We start from the raw sequence: 21,880 nt of genomic DNA, 5'->3' as shown, positions 1-21,880 counted from the left end.
GACAGCGTATCCTCGACCTTTATCAGGCGAATCAGGGGCGGGATGGTTACCGCATGATTCGGCTCAAGTTACAGCAGGAAGGGATTTTTCTCAGCGGCAAAACGGTGTTGGCGCATATGCGGGTATTAGGGATACGTTCTTGTGTGAAAGTGAAACGACGCAAAAAGGCGGGTAAACCGAGTCATGTGGCACCGAATTTGCTACAACGCAACTTTACTGCCTCAAAATTAAAGGAAAAGTGGGTGACCGATGTAACCGAATGTCGGGTAGGGACGGAGAAGTTGTATCTTTCTCCTATGATGGACTTAGCCAATCAGGAGATTATTGCCTTTGCCACACATAGACGCCCGACCTTCGGATTGGTGTCGTCGATGCTAAAGAAAGCGTTGGCGCAGTTAAAGGAAACGGATTTACCGATTATTCACACCGACCAAGGCTACCTTTACGGGCTTGCCCGTTGGCGGAAAATGTTGATTCGGGATAATGGTTCGCCTTATGCCATACAGAGCATGAGCCGGCGCGGGAATTGTTATGACAATGCGGTGATAGAAAGTTTTTTCAGCACGTTGAAGTCGGCATGTTTTTATTCCCGTCAGTTTAAGGATATTGACGAATTAGAACGGGCGATACATGACTCTATTCGTTATTATAACGAGGAGCGCATTAAGCCTAAATTAAACAATTTGAGCCCTGTGCAGTACAGAGCTCAATATTTAACTTAGGTTTAGTTATCTGTCCAAGTTTTGGGGAGCAGATCAAAGTACGGTCGATTTGAAAAACGTTTTTTAAAATGACCGCACTTTTGGGATTACTGATCTGTTAATTGCAACGGCGGAACGGGTTTGCCGATTCTGGCATAAAATTCCACCACAAAATCATCAAAACGATCCGCTTCGATCGCCTGGCGAATTTCTGCCATTAAGCGTTGGTAACACCGCAGGTTGTGGATGGTATTAAGGCGCGCACCAAGGATTTCGCCGCATTTGTCCAGGTGATACAAATAGGCTTTGGTATAGTGTTTGCAAGTGTAACAGTCACAGTGCGGATCCAGCGGGCTAGTGTCGTCTTTGTATTTGGCATTACGGATTTTAACGATGCCGTCGGTGACGAATAAATGTCCGTTTCGTGCATTGCGGGTTGGCATTACGCAGTCGAACATATCAATGCCGCGACGCACGCCTTCCACTAAATCTTCCGGTTTTCCCACGCCCATTAAATAGCGCGGTTTGTCGGCGGGAATCTGCGGGCAAATGTATTCCAAAATGCGGTGCATATCTTCTTTCGGTTCGCCTACGGCTAAACCGCCCACCGCGTAGCCGTCAAAGCCGATATTGACCAAGCCTTCCAGTGAAACTTTGCGCAATTCTTCAAAGATTCCGCCTTGGATAATGCCGAACAGCGCGTTTTTGTTGCCTAATTCGTCAAAACGAGCGCGGCTGCGTTGTGCCCAGCGCAGGGACATTTCCATGGATTGCTTGGCATAATCAAACGTGGCGGGGTAGGGCGTACATTCATCGAAAATCATTACGATGTCGGAACCCAAATCATATTGAATTTCCATGGACTTTTCTGGCGATAAGAAAATGCGTTCGCCGTTAATCGGGTTTTGAAATTTTACGCCTTCTTCAGTGATTTTGCGTAACTTGCCCAAACTGAACACTTGGAAACCGCCGGAATCTGTCAAAATCGGACGATGCCATTGCATAAAATCGTGTAAATCACCGTGCTTACGCATGACTTCCTGCCCCGGGCGCAACCACAAATGGAAGGTATTACCGAGCAAAATTTCCGCGCCGGTGGCACGCACTTCTTCCGGTGTCATACCTTTTACTGTGCCGTAAGTTCCCACAGGCATAAATGTCGGCGTTTCAACAGTGAAAGTGCCTTGCGGACGTTCAAATACCAAGCGACCGCGACGGGCATTGCCGCTGGTTTTGTCTAATTCATACTTCATTAAATTTCCTCAACGAATAAACAGTTCGAAGGTTTTTGGTCAATAAAAAAAAGCCTGTTTAAATATACAGGCTTCATGCTATAATTTTTCGCAATGCTCTTACGAGCAGAGGCGGATCTGCGAAAAATCAGTCCGCCAGTTGCACCTGACGGGCTGTTTTAAGTAGATCCTTTATTTTGATAAAGGAAAAAAACAATGATTAAATTTATTTTGAAGCTAATCATCGTTATTCTGCTGTGCCTGTTACTGAAAGGTAGCGCTGGCTAAGCAGATTTACCGAATCAAGGAATGGTTACCACCATTCCTTGTTTTTTATTTTATGACTTGCCCGAAAATAAGTCAAACACTGCCTTCTTTCGGCGCTTAAATCAGTTTCAATTTTTTGACATAGCCCAAGGTTTTTCTTGAAAAAGATATTTATCGTATTAATATTTATACTTATATTTTAAATGTGATCATTCATAAAGGTAGAGCTTTATGCAGCGGAGAAAACTTCTGAAATTAACCGGCGCCGCAGTTATCGGGATGACTATTGCACCAACGTTGATAGCAAAAAAGAAAGGCAGGGGTAATGGTTCCGGTATTCTACATTTGAATTTCAATGAAAATTCATTGGGCATGTCGGAAAAAGCAAAACAGGCGATTATTAATAGTATCGGGATTGGTTCCCGTTATCCCGATGAGCGTCGTAGTGAATTAATCCGTCAATTAGCCGAAAAATATAATCTGGAAGATAATTTCGTTTCCTTGGGGAATGGATCCTCTGAAAATATTCGCGGGATCATTCAATCACAGGTATTTAAAGCCAGACAAGCAAAACAGACAGTCCAGCTGGTGGTGCCTGATCCGACGTTTAATTATGCCGAATTATATGCACAAGCTATGAATGTAGCGGTTGCTAAAGTGCCGCTGACTAAGGATTTTCGGTTTGATTTGGCAAAATTGCAAGAAACCGCCGAGCAGTTTAGCGGCGTGAGTATTTTCTATTTGTGTAACCCGAATAATCCAACTTCAACCGTGACGCCGGCAAAAGAATTATTCCGTTGGATTAAAAAAGCGCCGGAAAATTATTTCTTTTTGCTGGATGAAGCCTACGCCGAATATGTGCAGGATCCAGTTTTTGAAAGTGGCGTTAAGCTGATTAAACAGGGTTTTAAAAATGTTGCCGTCACCCGCACTTTCTCTAAATTTTACGCCATGGCAGGTTATCGTGTGGGGTATATGCTGGCGAATTCCGATGTGGTGGAAGAAGTGGATAAATTCATGTCCATTGATAATATCAACATTGCCGGTGCGGTTGCCGCGCTTGCTTCCTTGAAAGACAAAACTTTCGCCCAATTGAGCTTACAAAGTAACGAAGCTTCCCGTAAAATCGTGCAAAACGCATTGCGAGAACTGGGTTTAAAATTTGCACCGTCTAACGGCAACTTTATTTTTCATGAAATTAAAGGCGACATGCAAACCTACCAAGAGCGTATGAAAGAAAATGGTATTTTGGTCGGACGTGAATTTTTGCCGATTCAAAGCTGGAGCCGTTTAACTTTAGGGACGCCGGAAGAAATGCAACGTTTTGTGAAAATCCTCAAAGAATTCAGACAAAACGGTTGGGTATAAAAATAAAGGTGGGAATAGCCCACCTTTACTTTTTCTGAAATCCGTTATTCCAATCCTTTCACATCAGGATTTTTGCTGATAAACATCGCATCGCCGTAACTGAAAAAACGATAGCGATTTTCCACCGCACTTTTATAAGCATTCATTGTATGGGAAAAACCCGCAAAGGCGGAAACCAACATAATTAACGTGCTTTCCGGCAAATGGAAATTGGTAATCAGGCAATCCACTACACGGAAGGATTTGCCCGGATAAATGAAAATGGATGTGTCGGAAAAATAAGGCTCAATTAACACCGCACTTTGTTTCTCTTCCGCTGCCAGTGCCGCACTTTCAATGGAGCGCACGGAGGTCGTCCCGACTGCAATTACCCGCTTACCGGCTTTTTTCGTCGCCAAAATGGCATCACACACTTTTTGCGGCACTTCCACATATTCCGCGTGCATCACGTGATCTTCAATATTTTCCACGCGAACAGGCTGAAATGTTCCCGCCCCGACGTGCAATGTCACAAACGCGAAATTTACCCCTTTGGCGTTGAGTTGCGCCAATAATTCATCATCAAAATGTAAGCCCGCCGTTGGCGCCGCAACTGCCCCCGGCACTTTGTTATACACGGTTTGATAGCGCTCCTGATCCGCTTCTTCATCCGGGCGGTCAATATACGGTGGCAACGGCATGTGTCCGATTTTCTGCAACACATCAAAAAGTGCGGTCTGTTTTTCGGTTATTTCGATCTCAAACAAACTGCCTTGGCGACCAATCATGGTGGCATTTACGCCGTTACCTTCGCCCAGTTTATCCTCGCCTAAAATCAATTCCGCCCCTTCTTTCGGCGCTTTGGAGGCGCGGACGTGAGCTAAAAAACGGGAGTCGCTTAACACCCGTTCCACCAGCACCTCAATTTTCCCGCCGCTGATTTTACGCCCGAACATCCGTGCGGGAATCACACGGGTATTATTGAAGATCATCAAATCGCCGGGGTTAATCAGTTCCAATACATCGGCAAAAGTGCGGTGAAAAATTTCCCCGTTTTCACCATTCAGTTGTAATAATCGGCTGGCTGCCCGCTCCGCTTTCGGATAACGGGCAATCAACTCATCAGGTAAATCAAAATAAAAATCGGCAACACGCATAATGGAATATTTGGTTTAAAAAAGAGGGCGGTAGTCTAGTGCGAATCGGGGAGGATCTCAAGGGAAAACTACCGCACTTTTTGGCGCTCATTAAGGAAATGGGTAGGTGACGGGCTTAATTTGCTCGCGAATCATTTTGTAAAACGCCTCATGAATTGCCCCAAAAGCGCCGATTAGCCCCAGGGGGGCATATAAATCTTGTGTCATCTCCGCATTAGAAATTAGCGTGATTTTACAATCTAACTGCTTTAATTGGTTTATATATATTTGTGCAGTATGCATTTTTTCTTCGCTTTCAAAGACGAAAGGCGTGGTTGCAATAATGTGGGGTTTTAGTCCTAATGTGTTGGCGGCTTGAACGATTTCCCGCGTAAATTCGCCACCGCTTTTCCCACCTAATCCGCAAACGATAATGCAAGGATTGGCATCACAGACAATGCCTTTTAGAAAAATTTTCCGCTGTTTTCCTTCTAACGAATCAAGTACAAACGTGATGTTTGGGTCGGCTTCCTGAATTTTTTGCGGATTAGAATGGATGACACAAAATTCGGTTTGTTTCAGATCTTGCGCTAATAAATAATCAATAATATTGCTTCCGCAACCACCACAACCAATAACCTTGGCTATCATGTTATTTTCCTTATGCTAATAAACAAAAAGAAATAATAACGACAGACTATGTAAGGTTGGTTCGGGCTAAAAAAGTTTTGACGACGTTAAGATGGATTAGTCTGCCTAATAAACGCTAATCTTGAATATAAGGATAGAACGGTTTTCCCCAATCCATTTCATTATGGTTTTTCATCATAATATCTAAAGTGATCGGAATTAACGCCCCTAATAAATCACAAATTTCTTTAAGCTGTATTCGATTAACACTGCTATTAAATGTTGAGCCGCCATGCAAGAGCTGATTTCTTAGCGTATAAAGGTGACTAAAGATAATTTGTAATACGACATGGGTTTCCTTATTTTTTAAGGCAAATTGCGCTTTACGTTTTGCCCCATGGAACATTCTTTCCCAATCGGATTCCGAACGCTTGTCATTATGGAAATCCCAAAATGGTTGAAAGGTATAAGGCGTATCAAGAAGTTTTTCAAAAGGTTCACTGTAGGAATCCCAAATGATCGAGTGAATTTTTTCTTCCTCATCCAAATCACAGACTTTTTTCAAGAACTCGAAAAAAGTATTTCTATCACCCGAAATACTGCTAATTTCATTTGCATAAGCTGCATTAAATGCAATCCATTGCGTGATGAATTTATGATCTAAATTCTCCAATTCACTTGCGGAATTCAGCCAGCTTAGGGCGCGGTGGATTCGGAGACGGAAATCATCAGAATATTCTGTGCGATGTTGTTTATAGTATTGTTGTAATAATAGCAATATTTTTTCTCTCACATATTGATGATATTAGGATAGATATTTTCTCTATTTTCTGCTGCGAACCTAGACATTTCTATCGTTTTATTCATTCTTCTTACAGTTACGGCAATATTTACTCCTGTAGAAATTGTACTGGATAGGCGGGGGATTGTGTCTAACTTAAATAGGATAGCTTCAAAAATAGCATCAAAATTATAGGTTTTAATACCCATTTTATTTTCCTCATAGCTACATGCGACATGAATTACGCTGTTCCATTCGCTAATATCTAAATCCATAACAAGTCGGACATGATTTTTCATGATTGTTTCTTTTTGCCGAGGCGATGGAGAGAATGAGACATTGTCCCATTCTCTGATTGGTTCTGATTTGTCAGATTGTGTTAATACAAAAATACATTTCTCTCTTAGTTTTTGGGTAATAAATATGTATCTTTCACAAAACTTTTCATCTTCAATAATAGCTCTATCATCGATTTTAATGGTCCATAAAATAAGATCAAGTTTATCTAAGTAGGTTTTATAAATTTCAATATATTCCTTATCCCACTCCTGGCTTTCTGCAATACCTGGAAAATCTAAAATACGCACTTGCATATCACCTAATTTTCCTTTTATTCTCTGAATATTACGCGTAACCCCTCTACTTCCTCCAGTTTTACAAATATTATCTTGACAAAGAGAATTAATGATAGTGGACTTTCCTGCTCCTGATTTTCCCATTACACCAATTCTAAAGGGTTGTTGTTCTGTTAAACAGTGCAATTTGTTAAACGCGGTTGTAAATTCAGCAACTTCTGAACGAAGTTTATCATTTTTTATTATTTGTAACATATTGCTAGAAAGATAATATGTATTTTGTTTCATTATTAATCCTTAATCAAAGAAATAATCCCAGGCCTTTCCAATTCCATCAAGAAAAATATCTTTAGCTTTTTTGGCGATATTTTTTGCTATGTCAGGCATGGGTATATGATCAATTACAGTATCAATTGCCTCTTCAATAAACTTTCTAAATCCACTTTTTGCACTTGATTTAGCTTCTAGAGTTCTGTTTTCTTTTGGAATAGTTTTATATATAGCGCTTTTGCTTTCTGATGGAACTACTTCAATAATACGCGTAATTAATTCTGGAATATTCCAATTATTAAACTTTTCTTCATAATATTCACATGCAACAGGTAATACATAGTTGGCAGGAATGTTGAAATATTCAGATATTCGTTTTTTATTTTGTGAAATATTATCTAATTGTTTTTGTGAAAGTTTAAAGTTTGGATAGTCAAATTCACGGTTAGGTTGAGCTTTATCACATTGACTAAGAACAAATAGAATTCGTTTCTTATCATAATATTGAATAAGCTCTTCATAGAACTCTTCATCATTTTTATTTGCTCTATCGTCAACTTTTATTACCCATAAAATAAGATCAAGCTCTTTAATTTTCTCTGCATAAAGTTTCTCGTATTCTGAATGTCGATCCTTATTTTCAGCTACTCCAGGCAAATCAACAAAAGTAATTTTTGTACCATTTATTACGGCTTTCTCTTCTTGAATTTCTCTAGTACAACCTCCAACACCACCAGTTTCACAAATGGCTTTAGTTAGAATAGCATTCACAAGAGATGATTTTCCTGCTCCTGATTTCCCCATTATGCCAATTTTAGGCTCATAGTTAATTGTTTTAAATAGGCGTTCTTTTATCTTTGAACGGAGTGATTCTGGTAACTTATCTAACCATTCATCCAGAATTTTTTGATTATCCTTTTCGGAAGGATTGGTTCTATTATCCTCTACAACTAAATTATTCGTATTAGTTTGAGAAATGGATTGTTGAATTAAAAAAGGTGATATCATAATTTTTCCCTATTGTTTGTTGCTAAAAAATATTGGCATATTCGGATCAAGTTTCTCCAATAACGCTAACTTTCTATCAATTTTCTTCTTTACATTTTTAGAGCGATTTTCTACCCATTTCCATCTTCTTTTGGCTTTTAATAAATCCCGTTTCAGTTTCTTTTTATTTTTCTGCTTAAACCATAAACTTTCTTTTCTTGCTTTTCCTTTATAGTCTTTAAATTCTTCAAGACTTATTTTCTTTCTAACATAATATTTCATATTAAATCCATCCTAATTTCTGACCGCACTTATATAATTTTTAAGTTTATTCACCAACTTTTCCTGCAGATTATCTAGGCTCACAATGGTTAAATGAGGAAGCCAATATTGCACCAATGGAATAATTTCCATTTAGTGAATATTTTTACAGGCAATCAGGAGTTCGCCGTTTTCTATATGGCGAATAATTTCCTGATTCGGCAAGAGGGGGCGTCGGGTGAAATAATGGGCGACTTTGGCATCTACTTTGATGATGACTTCATCTAATTGATTGCCATGAGAAATGCTGTCGCTTTGGCTAATTTTTTCCAGGAATTCCAGCTTTGGCGTAAACGTTTGCTTCGTCAGTTTTAAAAAATGGATTTGGCTGAAACAAAAGGTTTTTTCTTTGCCGTTTTCCAAACCGATTAAATACCAAATGCCGTTTTTATTAAGCAGGATATAGGGTTCAAGCGTTCTGTTTGAATCGGGATAACCTTGCTTTTTATAAGAAAATTCAACCACCTGATGATGATCAATAGCCTGTTGTAACAGCTTAAATTCTTTTTGTCGGTGTTGGATGGATTCGTATTAAAAGCCTTTAACTTTAATGCTTTCCGTTAGGCTATGCTGGAAGAATTCGCGATCCAGTTTGGGGAATAAATTCTGTACGCTGGCGAAGCGGGCGAAACGCTGAATGTCAGATTGGGTGAAAACGCCCAGTTGGTTTTGGTTGATGGAATAATAACGCGGACCGGCTTTTTCCCAATTCAGAAATGCCAGACGGACATTGGGGTCTTTTTGTAGCGTTCGGGTTCCAATGGAAAAGCGCTGTGCTAATTCCGTTATATCGACTTGCCCGCGTGTGTTTAGCTCAATCAGAATTTCCGCTAAACGCAGGGCAAGCCTTTCGTTTTTACTTGTCATTGTTTTTGTCCTCTTCAGCAAATGTTGATGTAGTTTATTTTGCTGAATTGCACGGTTGGTTCGGGTTATAAAAAATGTTGTATATAAATGAAATAATATTTTGGGCGGGTATTGTAGAGTGTTTTATGTTCACTTCAAGTGGGGGCAATTTTTTAAATCTGTAAAATAATACGTTTAATATGAATGAGGTAATTGGAATGCGGGTTGGTTAGATAAGTAAAGTTGTGTAAATTTTTGAACTTTATCGTTAGGGGTGAAAATGTATGTAGGCGGAACTTAAATCGATTTAAAGTGCGGTCAAAAAATCCAATGGATTTTGAGCGTGGGCGATGTTTATGACTGCGTTAAAGATGAATAAACGAGTTTGTGAATAATTTTTAAGCAAGTTCCACTTTTCACAAGACAAAAAAAGCCCTTTCAAGGGGGAAGGGCTGAATAAAGTATTTTGAGTTATATTTTTCTAGGGTATGCGCGCATTATATACACCTAAATTAATATTGCAACATAATTTTAACAAAATATTAACTTTTATTTTCGTGAGGGTTGCGGGTGTTGGTGTTGACTAGGTTCCGCATTAACAGTGCGTAATCTAAGCCGATGTCTTGCGGCACGTCCAAGAAGACAAAATGTCCGTCGCCTAATGCGGCGTCCACTTCAGCGTTTTTGCGGTTGAGCATTTTGTTGATTTTGAAAACGATATTGCCTTGCGGTGTCATCATTTCCACTTCGTCGCCGAGCAGGAATTTATTTTTCACCGCCACTTCCGCCATGCCCTGTTCGTTACGTTTGCCGGTGAATTCGCCGACGAATTGTTGGCGTTCGGAAATGGAGTAGCCGTATTCGTAGTTTTGATATTCATCGTGAGTATGGCGACGTAAGAAGCCTTCGGTGTAGCCACGGTGCGCCAAGGATTCCAAAGTATCCATCAGGCTTTCATCGAACGGCTTGCCGGCAACCGCATCATCAATGGCTTTACGGTAAACTTGAGCAGTGCGGGCGCAATAGTAGAAGGATTTGGTGCGACCTTCAATTTTGAGCGAATGCACACCAAGTGCGGTCAATTTTTCCACGTGTTGTACGGCGCGCAAGTCTTTTGAGTTCATGAAATAAGTGCCGTGCTCGTCTTCAAAGGCGGTCATTTGTTCGTCAGGATTTTGTGCTTCGGTGTAAAGGAACACTTTGTCGGTGACGGCGCCTTCACCCAAGGTCGGGGCGACATTTTTCACTTCAATTTGTTGGCTAGGATCGATTTTCGCCACGATGTTGCCTACGTCGTCCACTTTGCCTTCTTCCATTTTATATTCCCAGCGACAGGCGTTGGTGCACGTGCCTTGGTTCGGGTCGCGTTTGTTGATATAGCCGGAAAGCAGGCAACGACCGGAATATGCCATACACAATGCACCATGAACGAAAATTTCCAGTTCAATATCCGGCACCTGTTGGCGAATTTCGGCAATTTCATCAAGGGACAGTTCGCGCGACAAAATTACGCGGGTCAAGCCCATTTGCTTCCAGAATTTTACCGTCGCCCAGTTTACCGCGTTGGCTTGCACGGAAAGGTGAATGTCAATGTCGGGGAAATTTTCACGCACCAGCATAATCAAGCCCGGATCGGACATAATTAACGCATCCGGCCCCATGTCGATAACCGGTTGTAAATCTTTGATAAAGGTTTTGAGTTTGGAGTTGTGCGGCGCGATGTTCACCACTACATAGAATTTTTTGCCGAGGGAATGAGCTTCATTAATACCGATTTTTAAATTGGCGTGATTGAACTCGTTATTGCGTACGCGCAAGCTGTAACGCGGTTGACCGGCATAGACCGCATCCGCGCCGTAAGCAAAGGCGTAGCGCATATTTTTTAACGAGCCGGCAGGAGAAAGTAATTCGGGTTTAAATGGGGTTGTCATAAAAGTCTCGTCTGATTTCAAGTCAGTAATTTGCCCAAGGCAAATCGTAAGGACGGCTATTTTAGGCGGATTTTGGTTTTTGTAAAGAAAAAGTGCGGTGGGTTTTTCATGTGTTTTTTACGCAAAACGCCCGCTTGGTTTGCGGGCGTGAAAACGTTGATTGAAACTCAAATTTTGGATTTATTCGTTAGTCCGATATAAAGACAGACAACAAAACCCAGAACCAATACATAAGGCGTAAATTGTGTCACGCCGGCAGGGGAGGCGGCGAGTAAAAAATTATGTGCAGCCGCCGCACCCAACAACATCCCTAATACAAAGAGCGCAGCGTCATTATTGCCTTCACCGATGTTCACCAATTGTTTGCCCGGGCAACCGCCGCCGAGTGAGAAGCAAAGTCCGCAAAGTGCCATGGATAAGAAATTCCAGACGTATTGATTGTGGGCGATGGGTTGTTGATCGAATCCCACATGGAATTGCCCTAATATGCTGTTGGTGATGGCAGCGAAGAGGACTAAGGCGATGACGCCGTTTAATAAATGGGCGTCGCGGAACAACACGAAATTACGGAATGCGCCGATGGTGCAGAAGCGTGATTTTTGCATTAACACGCCAAGTAATAACCCGCCGCCCAAAGACATCCAAATGGCGGCGTGTTGTGCGCCGGGACCTTTTTCGGAAAAAAAGACAGGCAAATTTTCGCCGAATTTAAATTGGCTGAGAAGTAACACCAATAAAATCAAGCTGAATATCGGGCCGATTAAACCCGAAGATTGGCTTTGTTCGGCAGATTTGCCGAGTGAAAATCCTCGGTTGGCGAAGAAAATGCCGCCTAATATACCCGCAAATAAGCCGAGGATACCTGCGATGGCAGTTAAATCGCCGCCGCCCAGACGCAAATAAGCACGCCACGGACAGCCCAAGAAAATGAGCGCGCCCAACATGGCGAAAAAGCCCAAGCTAATGCGTGCAAGAGGCGCCGAACCGCCCCGTGGACGGAATTCTTTGGAAAGAAAGGCACTGATTAATGCGCCCAGCACTAAACCGATAAGTTCGGGGCGCAGATATTGTAACGGTGCGGTGCGGTGCGGTACAGTCCTAACGCCCCTGCGGTGTCGCGCAAGAAGCAGGCTGCGCAAAAGCCCATATTGTCGGGATTGCCGTTGTAGGTTAGAAGTGGAGCAACGATACCAAGTGCAGCACCTGCAACCACAGGCCAAGTTAAGATTTTCATAATAAGACCCTTGTGATATCTGAAGTAAACGTGAATGATGTTTTTAATGCTTTAAAAACGCTTTCATTGTAAAAAGACGATAAAAATAAGAAAAGTATCTTGTGATGATATTGTGAGCGGGATCAAGGATTTGTTTTAAATGAAAAATTGACCGCACTTTTAGCGACGGGAAGCGCATTTTTCTCTCAAAGTGCGGTGGTTTTTGATGGCGTTTTTTTGATGTAAACTAATTAAAGGTTCAGATGATAATGAAATTGCATTTATTACGGGCGTATAATCGGCTTGTCGCCTGCTTATTGGGCGACAAGCAGTTTGGTTTGACGATTTAAAAGGAGCAAAAATATGTTAAAAAATATTGAAAAAGCTACCGTTCTTAAACTTAATGATCTTTTGGTATATCAAGACGGACAGGTTATCAGTAAAACATTTTCACAAAATCCCGCCGTGGGGTTAACCATGTTTTGCCTGCCGAAAGGCGAGGAAATCAGCGCCCATAAATCCCGTGGCGATGCCCTGGTGACAATGTTGGAAGGCAAAGCCAGAATCACCATCGACACAACCGACTACGAAGTCAATGCCGGCGAAAGTATCGTACTGCCTGCGGACATTCCTCATGCTTTGTATGCCTTGGAAAATTTCAAAATGTTTTTGACGGTGGTGTTCCCGAAAGAGGGAAGATAGTGAGGTAAGCAGAGAGGCACTTAATGTGCCTTTTATTTTTGTTGGTTAAAAAAGCCTGTTTTACCGGGCCTGTCTAAATTCTGCGTTTTTGTATGCGTTTAATCTGTTCCGTTTACACACGGATAAAACAAGAATATAAATTTGGTTATCATTAACTTCATAAACTAAGCGATAACCGGCAGCGCGGAGTTTGATTTTATAAAGGTTTTGATAACCTCTTAATTTGTCGCCGGGTACTCTCGGATTTTCTAAGCGTTCCGCAAGTTTGTTTTTGAATTGTTGGCGTATGGTATCGCCTAACTTTTCCCACTCTTTTAAAGCCCTTTTATCAAAAGTGAGTTTATAAGTCATCAAGGCTCACCTCAATCGGATCAAGGGTTGCCAGGCGCTCTTCAGCAATTCTGCCTAATTCTGCGTCTTCGGCCAGATTTTGAAAATATTCAAATAATGCAGGCGTGACGCAATAAAAGGCCGGTTGATTACGGTTTAATATGGCTACGGCACCATCTTGTTGGCTTGCGTACGCAATACCCATCGGATCCCGTTTTAAATCGGTAATGCTTGCGGCTTGTTGTGTCAAAATTTGATGTATTGCCATAATTTTTCCCTTTTTAGTGATTCCGGAGTCTTATAATAATACTTTAAAAAAATTTTTAAAGATATTCTTGAGTTATTTGGGCGGATAGATAAATAGTAAATCTTTAATCAAGAAAGTTAGTGTGGATGTGAATTATAAAATTTTAGTGATAGAAATAATGTGAATATTTCGAGAATTGGCGGAACGGACGGGACTCGAACCCGCGACCCCCTGCGTGACAGGCAGGTATTCTAACCAGCTGAACTACCGCTCCGAATTAGAATAGATAAAAGAATTGGCGGAATGGACGGGGCTCGAACCCGCGACCCCCTGCGTGACAGGCAGGTATTCTAACCAGCTGAACTACCACTCCGCACAGGTGAGGTGCATAATAATGGCGCGGGGGCACTCCGTCAACTTTTTTTTCTCTTTTGGGGTTACTTGTTTAATCGGTGAACGATTTTATTAATGACGGGTTTCTTCTTGAGATTGGCGCTCCCAAAGGCAATTATCCTTGCTTTTTTTATTGATTAATTTGAGGTATTCCAAATGCGCCTGCAGTTCTTCTTCCGTTGGGGTGAGCAGACGCAAATTGTGTGAAAAAACGACCGCACTTTGCACCTGCTGTTCGCCGGCGTGCTGAATAATTTCCGGTTCACTTTCATCAAACAAGCTGGTTTGCCCGCCCGTCATGGCAAGATATACATCCGCCAGAATCTCCGCATCCAGTAACGCGCCGTGCAGCGTACGTTTACTGTTATCTATCCCCAAACGGCTACAGAGCGCATCCAAGTTGTTTTTTTTGCCGGGATACATTTGACGCGCCATGGTCAGCGTGTCGGTCACCAGGCAAATGTCGTTGGTTTTAATCGGCAGGTTCAGCTTGGCGAATTCATAATCCATGAAGCCCACGTCGAAGGGCGCGTTGTGAATAAGTAATTCGGCACCTTTGATATATGCGATGAATTCATTGGCGACCTGACTGAAATCCGGTTTGTCCGCCAGCATTTCATCGGTAATGCCGTGCACCTTGATGGCATCGGGATCCACCGGGCGATTCGGTTTAATATAAATGTGAAAATTATTGCCGGTATAACGGCGGTTAATCATTTCCACCGCACCGATTTCAATAATACAGTGACCTTCATAATGGGCGCCTAACTGGTTCATACCGGTAGTTTCCGTATCCAGTACAATTTGGCGATTCGGGTTAATTTGAATACTCATAACGCTACTTTTTATCCGCAAAAATTTCGGGTATTATCGCCTCATTTGAAATAAATTAGTAGTCAATATGCGCAAACAAATCGAAATTTTTACCGATGGATCCTGCCTCGGCAACCCCGGCGCGGGCGGTATCGGCATTTTGTTACGTTACAAACAGCACGAAAAACAATTGTCCAAAGGCTTCTTTCTGACCACCAACAACCGCATGGAATTATTAGCGGTGGTGGAAGCCTTAAACAGCCTGAAAGAGCCCTGCGACATCCATTTATACAGCGACAGCCAATACATGAAAAACGGTATCACCCAATGGATTTTTAACTGGAAGAAAAATCATTGGAAGGCGAGTAGTGGCAAACCGGTGAAAAATCAGGATTTATGGATGGCGTTAGATCAGGCGATTGGCCGTCATAAGGTGGATTGGCGCTGGGTGAAAGGACACGCGGGGCATCGTGAAAATGAAATTTGCGATCAACTGGCAAAGCAGGGCGCGGAGAACCCGACGCTGAATGACGATGGTTACCAAGCGGAAGCATAAAATCCACCTGAAAAAAGAACCGCACTTTTCTCAACTACAGAAACAATCACATTTTCCTCCCGGATCCGAAGAAGTTTAAAAATCATCAAATCCGCTAAATAAAAAATCTGCTCAATGCCCAAAAGCGCAGGCTTTTTTCACGGTATGCTTACAATATCATTTTCACATTCCAACAGATTTATGGTATTTTAGGCGGCGGTTTTTTATCAGTTACGGACGCTTCACGGCGTCTTTATATTTTCATTAACTAAAAGGAAATTTGAATGGAAACGCAACAAGGCAGCCCAATGTCAATGTTATTTATTTTCGTCATATTCGGATTGATTTTCTATTTCATGATTTATCGTCCGCAGGCAAAAAGAAATAAAGAACATAAAAAACTTATGTCTGAACTAGCCAAAGGCACCGAAGTGCTTACCGCCGGCGGTATCATCGGTAAAATCACCAAAGTGGTTGAAAACAGTGACAGCATTGTTATCGCATTAAACGACAGCACCGAAGTGACAATCAACCGCAACTATATTACGGCTGTGTTACCGAAAGGTACAATCAAAACCCTTTAATCATACATTCCTCAAGGGAACAGGAAATCTATGTTAAATCGTTACCCTTTATGGAAGAATCTGATGGTGATCTTCGTGGTCGCCATTGGTATTTTATATGCTCTTCCAAATCTTTACGGTGAAGATCCTGCCGTACAAATTTCAGGAACTCGCGGTCAGGAAGCCAATTCCGCCGTCCTTAGCGATGTTCAATCCGTGCTTAAAGATAATAATCTGGCAACCAAATCCATCGTATTGGAAAACGGCTCGATTTTAGTGCGTTTTAACAATACAGATACGCAATTACTCGCCAAAGACAAAATTACCGAAAAATTAGGCACCAACTATTCCGTCGCGTTAAACCTTGCACCGGCAACCCCGAAATGGTTAAGCAGCATTGGCGGCAACCCGATGAAATGGGGTCTGGACTTACGTGGTGGCGTACGCTTCCTGATGGAAGTGGATATGAATTCCGCGCTTACCAAACGTCAGGAACAATTACAGGATTCCTTGCGTACCGAACTGCGTAAAGAAAAATATCAATACAGCGCCATTAAATCCATTGATAATTTCAGCACCGGTATAACCTTAGCCAATCCTGAACAACTTTCTGACGTACAACGTTACTTACACAGACAGCACCCGAATTTAGATGTTCGTACCACATCCGATAACACTTTGTCCTTAGGCTTATCTGATTCCGTATTGAATGAAGCCCGTGAGAGTGCTATTGAGCAAAATCTGAGTATTTTGCGCAAACGTGTTACCGAATTGGGTGTCGCCGAAGCCGTTATTCAACGTCAAGGGGCAGAACGCATCGTGGTTGAATTACCGGGAGTACAAGACACTGCCCGCGCGAAAGAAATTCTCGGTGCAACGGCTACCCTTGAATTTCGTATAGTTAATACAAACGCTAATTTAGAAGCGGCAGCACGTGGTATGGTGCCTTCCGATTCCGAAGTGAAATACGACAGAAACAATCGTCCTGTGGTGTTATATAAACGCGCAGTACTCGGTGGCGAACACATTACCAATGCCAGCTCTGGCGTCGATCAAAACACTTCCTTGCCGCAAGTGAGTGTGACCTTAGATAGCGAAGGCGGCGAAATCATGTCACAAACCACCCGCTTAAACCTAAAAAAACCGATGGCGACCTTATATGTAGAATATAAAGACAGCGGTAAAAAAGACGAAAACGGTAAAACCATTTTACAAAAACACGAAGAAGTCATTAACGTCGCGACCATTCAAGGTCGTTTCGGCAGTCAATTCCAAATTACCGGTATCGACTCTCCGGCAGAAGCACAAAACCTTGCCGTGCTACTTCGCTCCGGTGCGTTAATTGCGCCGATTCAAATTGTGGAAGAGCGTACCATCGGTCCGTCTCTCGGGGCGCAAAACGTAGAACAAGGCTTACAGGCCAGCTTCTGGGGATTAATGATCGTGGTGGCATTTATGGTCATTTACTACCGTAAATTCGGCATCATCGCCAGCATTGCTTTAATCGCCAACATCGTTTTATTGGTCGGTTTAATGTCGTTATTGCCGGGCGCCACGCTCACTATGCCGGGCATTGCCGGTATCGTATTAGCAGTGGGGATGTCGGTGGATGCGAACGTGTTGATCTTCGAGCGAATTAAAGAAGAAATCCGCAACGGTCGTCCAATTCAGCAAGCCATTAATGAGGGTTATAGCGGTGCATTCAGTTCCATCTTCGATGCCAACTTAACCACGATTTTAACCGCAGTCGCCCTCTACGCGGTGGGTACCGGTCCGATTAAAGGTTTCGCAATCACCCTATCTTTAGGAATTGCCATCTCAATGTTTACCGCAATCACCGGAACACGCGCAATCGTGAATTTCTTATACGGCGGCAAACGAATTGGTAAATTATCAATTTAACGGTGAGGAACATATTGTGAATTTAGAAAACAGAAGTCAGTCAATTCGAGAAATTCAAGGCATTAAACTCCCTTTCCGTTTAGTTGAGTTTATGAAATACCGCATGTGGGGTTATCTTGCATCGGTGATCATCATTGCCGTTTCCCTGTTCTTTGTATTTACCAAAGGCTTCAACTGGGGTCTGGATTTTACCGGAGGTGTGGTGGTAGACACCCACTTTTCTCAACCGGCGGATTTGGAAAAAATCCGCTCCACGTTGGTACAAAACGGGATCGAAAGCCCATTGGTGCAAACCACCGGCGGTGTGCGTGATGTGATGATTCGCCTGCCAGCGACAGATAACGCGCAAATCGGTGATAATGTTAAGAGGATGCTAAGTACGTTAGATAGCGATATTCAGATTCGTTCTACCGAGTTTGTTGGTCCGAATGTTGGAGAAGAACTGACTCAAGGCGCCATTTATGCCACGTTAACAACTCTTATCATGTTGTTATTTTATGTCGGTATGCGTTTTGAATGGCGCTTAGCTGTCGGTGGTGTACTTTCCCTTACGCACGACGTGATAGTCACCTTAGGTGCTTTCTCCTACTTGCAAATTGAAATGGATTTAACCTTTATCGCAGCGATTCTTTCCGTGGTGGGCTATTCCCTCAATGACAGTATCGTAGTATTCGATCGTGTGCGTGAGAACTTCCGTAAAATCAGACGGATTGCTTCTATCGACATTATTAACATTTCATTAACACAAACTCTCTCCCGAACTATTATGACCTCGGTGACGACGTTAATTGTGGTGATCGCCCTTTTTGTCTTCGGCGGCCCGACAATCCATAGTTTCTCATTAGCCCTCTTAATAGGTATCGGATTCGGGACATACTCTTCTATCTTTGTTGCGATTGCTATTGCATATGACTTAGGTCTTGACCGTGAGCACATGGTGCAACCCAAAGTGAACAAAGATGATATTGATGAACTGCCTTAGTCAATAACAAAAGTGCGGTTAAAATTCATAATGAATTTCGACCGCACTTTTTACTTTCAAACTTATCAATAGAATAAGACGGAGAATTAGAAGTAATATCTAATAGATTCTCAGATGAAAGTGCGGTTATTTCAATGAATTATATTAATTTTCACGAGGTAATATAACTGCTAATCGAATACCGTCCCTAAAATTATAATTATATTTTAAAAAAATTTTAAAGGAGCAGTATGAATTTTAAATTTAGAAAATCACAAAAAAGTGATAGAAACAACCCTGCACTACTCTTTTTGACCACTTTGCTCTGCACGTCACAAAGTATCGATGCTGCCCCCCAAACTACGGTTCTACCGGACATAGTAGTTACCGGGCAAAGTAAAACTTCATACGAGGATGAGCTGGAAAGCTATCTAAAATCCGGTTCGTATTCATATCTCAATGATACAAAAATCCAACGTTTTCGCGGTTCATCAGTAGGCGATTTTTTAAGCGGAATTCCGGGCGTCATGGTCGGCAACAAACGAAATAGCGGCGCTATAACCCCTATAATCAGAGGTATAGCCAACGAAAACAGAATTCCTGTTTTGATCGATGACTCGCTTCAGTCTATCCCTTCGTGGCAAGGTTATGCAGGTTCAAGTACCAGAACGTATCTGGATCCTGATCTCATCTCGCGCGTAGAAATAGAAAAAGGTCCGTCACTCAAAGCGGATGCCACCGGCGCCACAGGTGGTGTAGTGAGAATGAATACCGTAGGCTACAAAGACATAATCCCCGAAGATAAGAACTGGGGATTTCGCTTGCGGTTCGGCACGATGTCTAATACTACGGACAAACCGCCTCTTTATACACGCGGCGGATACCGCACCAAATGGATAGATGAATGCCGTACCAACCGTTCGGGTAAATGTCCCAAGCAAACCTACAACCCCGATGCGAAATACACATCCAAAAATCCTTTTCAAAATTTAGGCAAAAGCTACAACTACTCGCTCGCGTTTTCTAAAAAGTGGGAAAATGCCGACATTGTGTTGGCCTACGCGAAAAAGAAGCAGGGCAATTATTTCGTCGGACGCCATGGTGCCGTACCAGTGATAGAAGATATCGAATATAAAAATGAAGATGATTTTGAAGTACACAGAGACCCTACGAGAAAGGACAGATTCGGCAGACCTCTTGTGACTGAAGAGGATGTTAGAATCGGTAGACTGAGATTTAAAGAACAAAACGGTTATACCTACTTTCGTGGCGGCGAGGAAGTACTAAATACCAGCCAGAATAATAAGTCCTATCTGGCTAAATTTAACACCTACAACGACACCCATGCTTTAAATTTGACCTACCGCGGCTATAGAAGCAAATTCGGCGAGCTGATGCCATCCATTACGAGCTTTCGTGGAGATGGTGCGCTACAGGGAGAAGGAACGGAAGTAAAGACCGATAGCTACAGCGCAAAGTATATCTTCGATCCGGCAAATCCATTTATCAAGCTGACTTTAAGCGGATATTACACTAAAAGTGATACTTCTAGCTTTACGCCTTTCATTGAAGATCTGGTTGATTTCAGCTCTCGCCATGCGCGCTTTACGATCTCCGAGCAGAAGGGGCTAAATTTAAGCAACACCAGTGTAGCGCAAATTTTCGATAGACCACTAACAATAAACTACGGCATAAGTTACTCGCGTGAAAGAATTCATCCGCCTAAAGATATGGCCGATAGAGTACGCGCCAAAGGCTATCCTAACAATGCCGTCGCACCGTTTTACATCAGAAATGCAAAGCGTAAAGAAAAAAGTGTCTTCATTTCGCTTAACTATCCGATCATGAACTGGCTTAAAATAGATCTAGGTCTGCGACATATCCGCACCGCAATTCATGATTTTCAGCCCAGAGTCGAAGACAAATTCGTACGCAAAAATATGCCTGATCCGAAGAATTCCGTCTGTGAACCGGTGCGCAACAACCCGTTTCAAAAAAGATGCCGGATTTACTCTTGGCCGCAACCTCCAAACGTTAAGGCCACATCACCAATCGCGATGCTTACTTTTGAACCACATGAGAACGCACAAATTTACATAAAATATGCCGAGGCTGTACGCTCAGCGAGCTTGTTTCAAGCGTCGCGCGGATTTAGCACGCAGATAGTCGATTATCAAACCTACAAGTTAAAACCTGAGAGACAAAAGAACTGGGAAGTTGGTACAAATCTGTTATTTGATGATATAGGCGGCAGCGATAATCTTTTAGGTTTTAAATTTGCTTATTTTAATAACTTCACGAAAGATTATCTCACCAGAACGAGTACGCAAGGCAGACTACAAACCGTCAATATTAGATCCACCCTTTTTCGTGGGTATGAGACTTCGGCATATTTTGATATGAAAAGCTTCTATACACAGATAGGTATGACACACTATCTAAAAACGAAATTTTGCCGTAGGGACGATCAAGTCGGACGAATAAGAGATACAACGCAGTGCTTTGAGGGCGGTATCAGCGGAAGCAATCTCGCCAATACGTTGCCTCCTAAAACAACGATAACGACTACAGTCGGATTTAGATTTTGGGATGATAAACTTGAACTGGGTGCGCGCCACAATTACTACTCAAAACGCATAGTTTCGATATTTTCGCCAAACAATAGTACCGGGGAGACAAATTCTGCCGAATGGAAGCCATATGCAGTAGTCGATCTTTTCGCAAATTATAAAATTTCAAAGGATCTAACAATATCTGCAACGCTGGATAATCTGACTAACAGATATTATTTAGACGCGAACAATATGGGATTAAATCCTGCACCGGGCAGAACCTTGAGATTAAACCTGGATTATAAATTTGGGTCTATATTCAATTAGCCTTAAATGCCACACTAGTGTCATAAGGTTATTAATTGCTGCGTTTATGTTCTCAAAGTTAAATCTAAGTTTATATTCTTAAAAAAATAACGGAAAAGATTCTTTATCGATTCCGTTATGTCTCTCAATTTCTTTGGTTTGCAATGCGTTACCTTTATTTTTATATGACCAGCATAACCGCGCCAATCCAATCAACCCCAAATAAATAATGGTAGTCAAAGCAGTTTGTTTTTTGACTCAGATCAAACATTTCAGCTAATCACCAAAAAATGTGATTAAGATCACTTGTGCATACAATATAATTCTAACCAGTTATAT

General features: G+C 42.1%; 19 protein-coding genes, 2 tRNA genes and 2 pseudogenes. 8 read left to right on the top strand and 15 right to left on the bottom strand.

Annotated elements, in window-relative coordinates:
• Positions 1-722, top strand: a 722-nt coding sequence (locus DK423_RS05750) for an IS3 family transposase (RefSeq protein WP_109043904.1), incomplete at its 5' end; no start/stop codon positions are given.
• Between the two features lie 86 nt (positions 723-808).
• Here DK423_RS05750 and tgt read toward each other — a convergent pair.
• A complete protein-coding gene (gene tgt, locus DK423_RS05745; RefSeq protein WP_109043903.1) occupies positions 809-1,954 on the bottom strand; it encodes a tRNA guanosine(34) transglycosylase Tgt in 1,146 nt (381 codons plus the stop codon).
• A 477-nt stretch (positions 1,955-2,431) separates the two neighbouring features.
• On the opposite strand from tgt, the gene DK423_RS05740 reads away from it, so the two are divergent.
• Positions 2,432-3,568, top strand: a complete 1,137-nt coding sequence (locus tag DK423_RS05740) for a pyridoxal phosphate-dependent aminotransferase (protein WP_005558000.1) — start codon at positions 2,432-2,434, stop codon at positions 3,566-3,568.
• A 44-nt stretch (positions 3,569-3,612) separates the two neighbouring features.
• Here DK423_RS05740 and queA read toward each other — a convergent pair whose 3' ends face one another.
• From queA to yedE, 9 genes and pseudogenes are all read right to left on the bottom strand, one after another.
• A complete protein-coding gene (queA, locus tag DK423_RS05735) occupies positions 3,613-4,704 on the bottom strand; it encodes a tRNA preQ1(34) S-adenosylmethionine ribosyltransferase-isomerase QueA (protein ID WP_005557999.1) in 1,092 nt (363 codons plus the stop codon).
• Positions 4,705-4,794: 90 nt separating this feature from the next.
• A complete protein-coding gene (locus DK423_RS05730) occupies positions 4,795-5,334 on the bottom strand; it encodes an FtsZ/tubulin family protein (protein WP_061886778.1) in 540 nt (179 codons plus the stop codon).
• Positions 5,335-5,449: 115 nt separating this feature from the next.
• Complete coding sequence (locus DK423_RS05725) at positions 5,450-6,091, bottom strand: HEPN domain-containing protein (RefSeq protein WP_109043902.1); 642 nt, start codon at positions 6,089-6,091, stop codon at positions 5,450-5,452.
• A gap of 11 nt (positions 6,092-6,102) precedes the next feature.
• Complete coding sequence (locus DK423_RS05720) at positions 6,103-6,957, bottom strand: GTPase family protein (RefSeq protein WP_061886779.1); 855 nt, start codon at positions 6,955-6,957, stop codon at positions 6,103-6,105.
• Positions 6,958-6,966: 9 nt separating this feature from the next.
• Positions 6,967-7,947, bottom strand: a complete 981-nt coding sequence (locus DK423_RS05715) for a GTPase family protein (RefSeq protein ID WP_005557984.1) — start codon at positions 7,945-7,947, stop codon at positions 6,967-6,969.
• 9 nt (positions 7,948-7,956) lie between these two features.
• On the bottom strand, positions 7,957-8,208 hold the full coding sequence (locus DK423_RS05710) for a hypothetical protein (RefSeq protein ID WP_005557982.1): 252 nt from the start codon (positions 8,206-8,208) through the stop codon (positions 7,957-7,959).
• Positions 8,209-8,220: 12 nt separating this feature from the next.
• Positions 8,221-9,114, bottom strand: a pseudogene (locus DK423_RS11585) (WYL domain-containing protein).
• A gap of 521 nt (positions 9,115-9,635) precedes the next feature.
• A complete protein-coding gene (trhP, locus tag DK423_RS05700) occupies positions 9,636-11,024 on the bottom strand; it encodes a prephenate-dependent tRNA uridine(34) hydroxylase TrhP (RefSeq protein ID WP_005557974.1) in 1,389 nt (462 codons plus the stop codon).
• Between the two features lie 167 nt (positions 11,025-11,191).
• Positions 11,192-12,258, bottom strand: a pseudogene (gene yedE / locus DK423_RS05695) (YedE family putative selenium transporter).
• Positions 12,259-12,600: 342 nt separating this feature from the next.
• Between yedE and DK423_RS05690 the strand changes: the two are divergent.
• The gene (locus DK423_RS05690; RefSeq protein ID WP_005557969.1) at positions 12,601-12,939 is read left to right on the top strand and encodes a cupin domain-containing protein; all 339 of its coding nucleotides are present in this window, start codon (positions 12,601-12,603) and stop codon (positions 12,937-12,939) included.
• A 60-nt stretch (positions 12,940-12,999) separates the two neighbouring features.
• On the opposite strand, the gene DK423_RS05685 is transcribed toward DK423_RS05690, so the two are convergent.
• The 5 genes from DK423_RS05685 to dnaQ form a co-directional block, all read right to left on the bottom strand.
• Positions 13,000-13,290, bottom strand: coding sequence for a type II toxin-antitoxin system RelE family toxin (locus DK423_RS05685; protein ID WP_005557968.1), 291 nt, complete (start codon positions 13,288-13,290; stop codon positions 13,000-13,002).
• Positions 13,280-13,537, bottom strand: a complete 258-nt coding sequence (locus DK423_RS05680) for a type II toxin-antitoxin system Phd/YefM family antitoxin (RefSeq protein ID WP_005557966.1) — start codon at positions 13,535-13,537, stop codon at positions 13,280-13,282. Before DK423_RS05680 ends, DK423_RS05685 begins: the two co-directional genes overlap by 11 nt.
• A gap of 176 nt (positions 13,538-13,713) precedes the next feature.
• Positions 13,714-13,790 (bottom strand) — tRNA-Asp (locus DK423_RS05675).
• 22 nt (positions 13,791-13,812) lie between these two features.
• A tRNA-Asp gene (locus DK423_RS05670) sits at positions 13,813-13,889 on the bottom strand.
• 92 nt (positions 13,890-13,981) lie between these two features.
• Positions 13,982-14,743 carry a DNA polymerase III subunit epsilon gene (gene dnaQ, locus DK423_RS05665; RefSeq protein WP_005557964.1) on the bottom strand — a complete coding sequence of 254 codons (762 nt, stop codon included), beginning with the start codon at positions 14,741-14,743 and terminating at the stop codon, positions 13,982-13,984.
• Positions 14,744-14,810: 67 nt separating this feature from the next.
• On the opposite strand from dnaQ, the gene rnhA reads away from it, so the two are divergent.
• The 5 genes from rnhA (at position 14,811) to DK423_RS05640 (ending at position 21,562) form a co-directional block, all read left to right on the top strand.
• Positions 14,811-15,278, top strand: a complete 468-nt coding sequence (rnhA, locus tag DK423_RS05660) for a ribonuclease HI (protein ID WP_005557962.1) — start codon at positions 14,811-14,813, stop codon at positions 15,276-15,278.
• Positions 15,279-15,541: 263 nt separating this feature from the next.
• Positions 15,542-15,841, top strand: coding sequence for a preprotein translocase subunit YajC (yajC, locus tag DK423_RS05655; protein ID WP_005557959.1), 300 nt, complete (start codon positions 15,542-15,544; stop codon positions 15,839-15,841).
• A 30-nt stretch (positions 15,842-15,871) separates the two neighbouring features.
• Positions 15,872-17,722 carry a protein translocase subunit SecD gene (secD, locus tag DK423_RS05650; protein ID WP_005557958.1) on the top strand — a complete coding sequence of 617 codons (1,851 nt, stop codon included), beginning with the start codon at positions 15,872-15,874 and terminating at the stop codon, positions 17,720-17,722.
• 16 nt (positions 17,723-17,738) lie between these two features.
• Positions 17,739-18,704, top strand: a complete 966-nt coding sequence (secF, locus tag DK423_RS05645) for a protein translocase subunit SecF (protein ID WP_032996735.1) — start codon at positions 17,739-17,741, stop codon at positions 18,702-18,704.
• Positions 18,705-18,934: 230 nt separating this feature from the next.
• The gene (locus DK423_RS05640) at positions 18,935-21,562 is read left to right on the top strand and encodes a TonB-dependent receptor domain-containing protein (RefSeq protein WP_109043901.1); all 2,628 of its coding nucleotides are present in this window, start codon (positions 18,935-18,937) and stop codon (positions 21,560-21,562) included.
• Positions 21,563-21,880 lie beyond the last annotated feature (318 nt).

The sequence above is a fragment of the Aggregatibacter actinomycetemcomitans genome (assembly GCF_003130205.1).
Lineage (GTDB): Bacteria > Pseudomonadota > Gammaproteobacteria > Enterobacterales > Pasteurellaceae > Aggregatibacter > Aggregatibacter actinomycetemcomitans_A.
Note: the sequence above shows the minus strand (reverse complement) of the source record. Positions and strands in the feature narration are given on the sequence as shown.

Coding starts and splice junctions, on each gene's coding strand:
- DK423_RS05710 (WP_005557982.1), bottom strand. CDS start 8,208: ATGAAATATTATGTTAGAAAGAAAATAAGTCTTGAAGAATTTAAAGAC.
- DK423_RS05685 (WP_005557968.1), bottom strand. CDS start 13,290: ATGACTTATAAACTCACTTTTGATAAAAGGGCTTTAAAAGAGTGGGAA.
- trhP (WP_005557974.1), bottom strand. CDS start 11,024: ATGACAACCCCATTTAAACCCGAATTACTTTCTCCTGCCGGCTCGTTA.
- secD (WP_005557958.1), top strand. CDS start 15,872: ATGTTAAATCGTTACCCTTTATGGAAGAATCTGATGGTGATCTTCGTG.
- dnaQ (WP_005557964.1), bottom strand. CDS start 14,743: ATGAGTATTCAAATTAACCCGAATCGCCAAATTGTACTGGATACGGAA.
- DK423_RS05715 (WP_005557984.1), bottom strand. CDS start 7,947: ATGATATCACCTTTTTTAATTCAACAATCCATTTCTCAAACTAATACG.
- queA (WP_005557999.1), bottom strand. CDS start 4,704: ATGCGTGTTGCCGATTTTTATTTTGATTTACCTGATGAGTTGATTGCC.
- DK423_RS05720 (WP_061886779.1), bottom strand. CDS start 6,957: ATGAAACAAAATACATATTATCTTTCTAGCAATATGTTACAAATAATA.
- DK423_RS05730 (WP_061886778.1), bottom strand. CDS start 5,334: ATGATAGCCAAGGTTATTGGTTGTGGTGGTTGCGGAAGCAATATTATT.
- DK423_RS05680 (WP_005557966.1), bottom strand. CDS start 13,537: ATGGCAATACATCAAATTTTGACACAACAAGCCGCAAGCATTACCGAT.
- yajC (WP_005557959.1), top strand. CDS start 15,542: ATGGAAACGCAACAAGGCAGCCCAATGTCAATGTTATTTATTTTCGTC.
- rnhA (WP_005557962.1), top strand. CDS start 14,811: ATGCGCAAACAAATCGAAATTTTTACCGATGGATCCTGCCTCGGCAAC.
- DK423_RS05690 (WP_005557969.1), top strand. CDS start 12,601: ATGTTAAAAAATATTGAAAAAGCTACCGTTCTTAAACTTAATGATCTT.
- tgt (WP_109043903.1), bottom strand. CDS start 1,954: ATGAAGTATGAATTAGACAAAACCAGCGGCAATGCCCGTCGCGGTCGC.
- DK423_RS05740 (WP_005558000.1), top strand. CDS start 2,432: ATGCAGCGGAGAAAACTTCTGAAATTAACCGGCGCCGCAGTTATCGGG.
- DK423_RS05640 (WP_109043901.1), top strand. CDS start 18,935: ATGAATTTTAAATTTAGAAAATCACAAAAAAGTGATAGAAACAACCCT.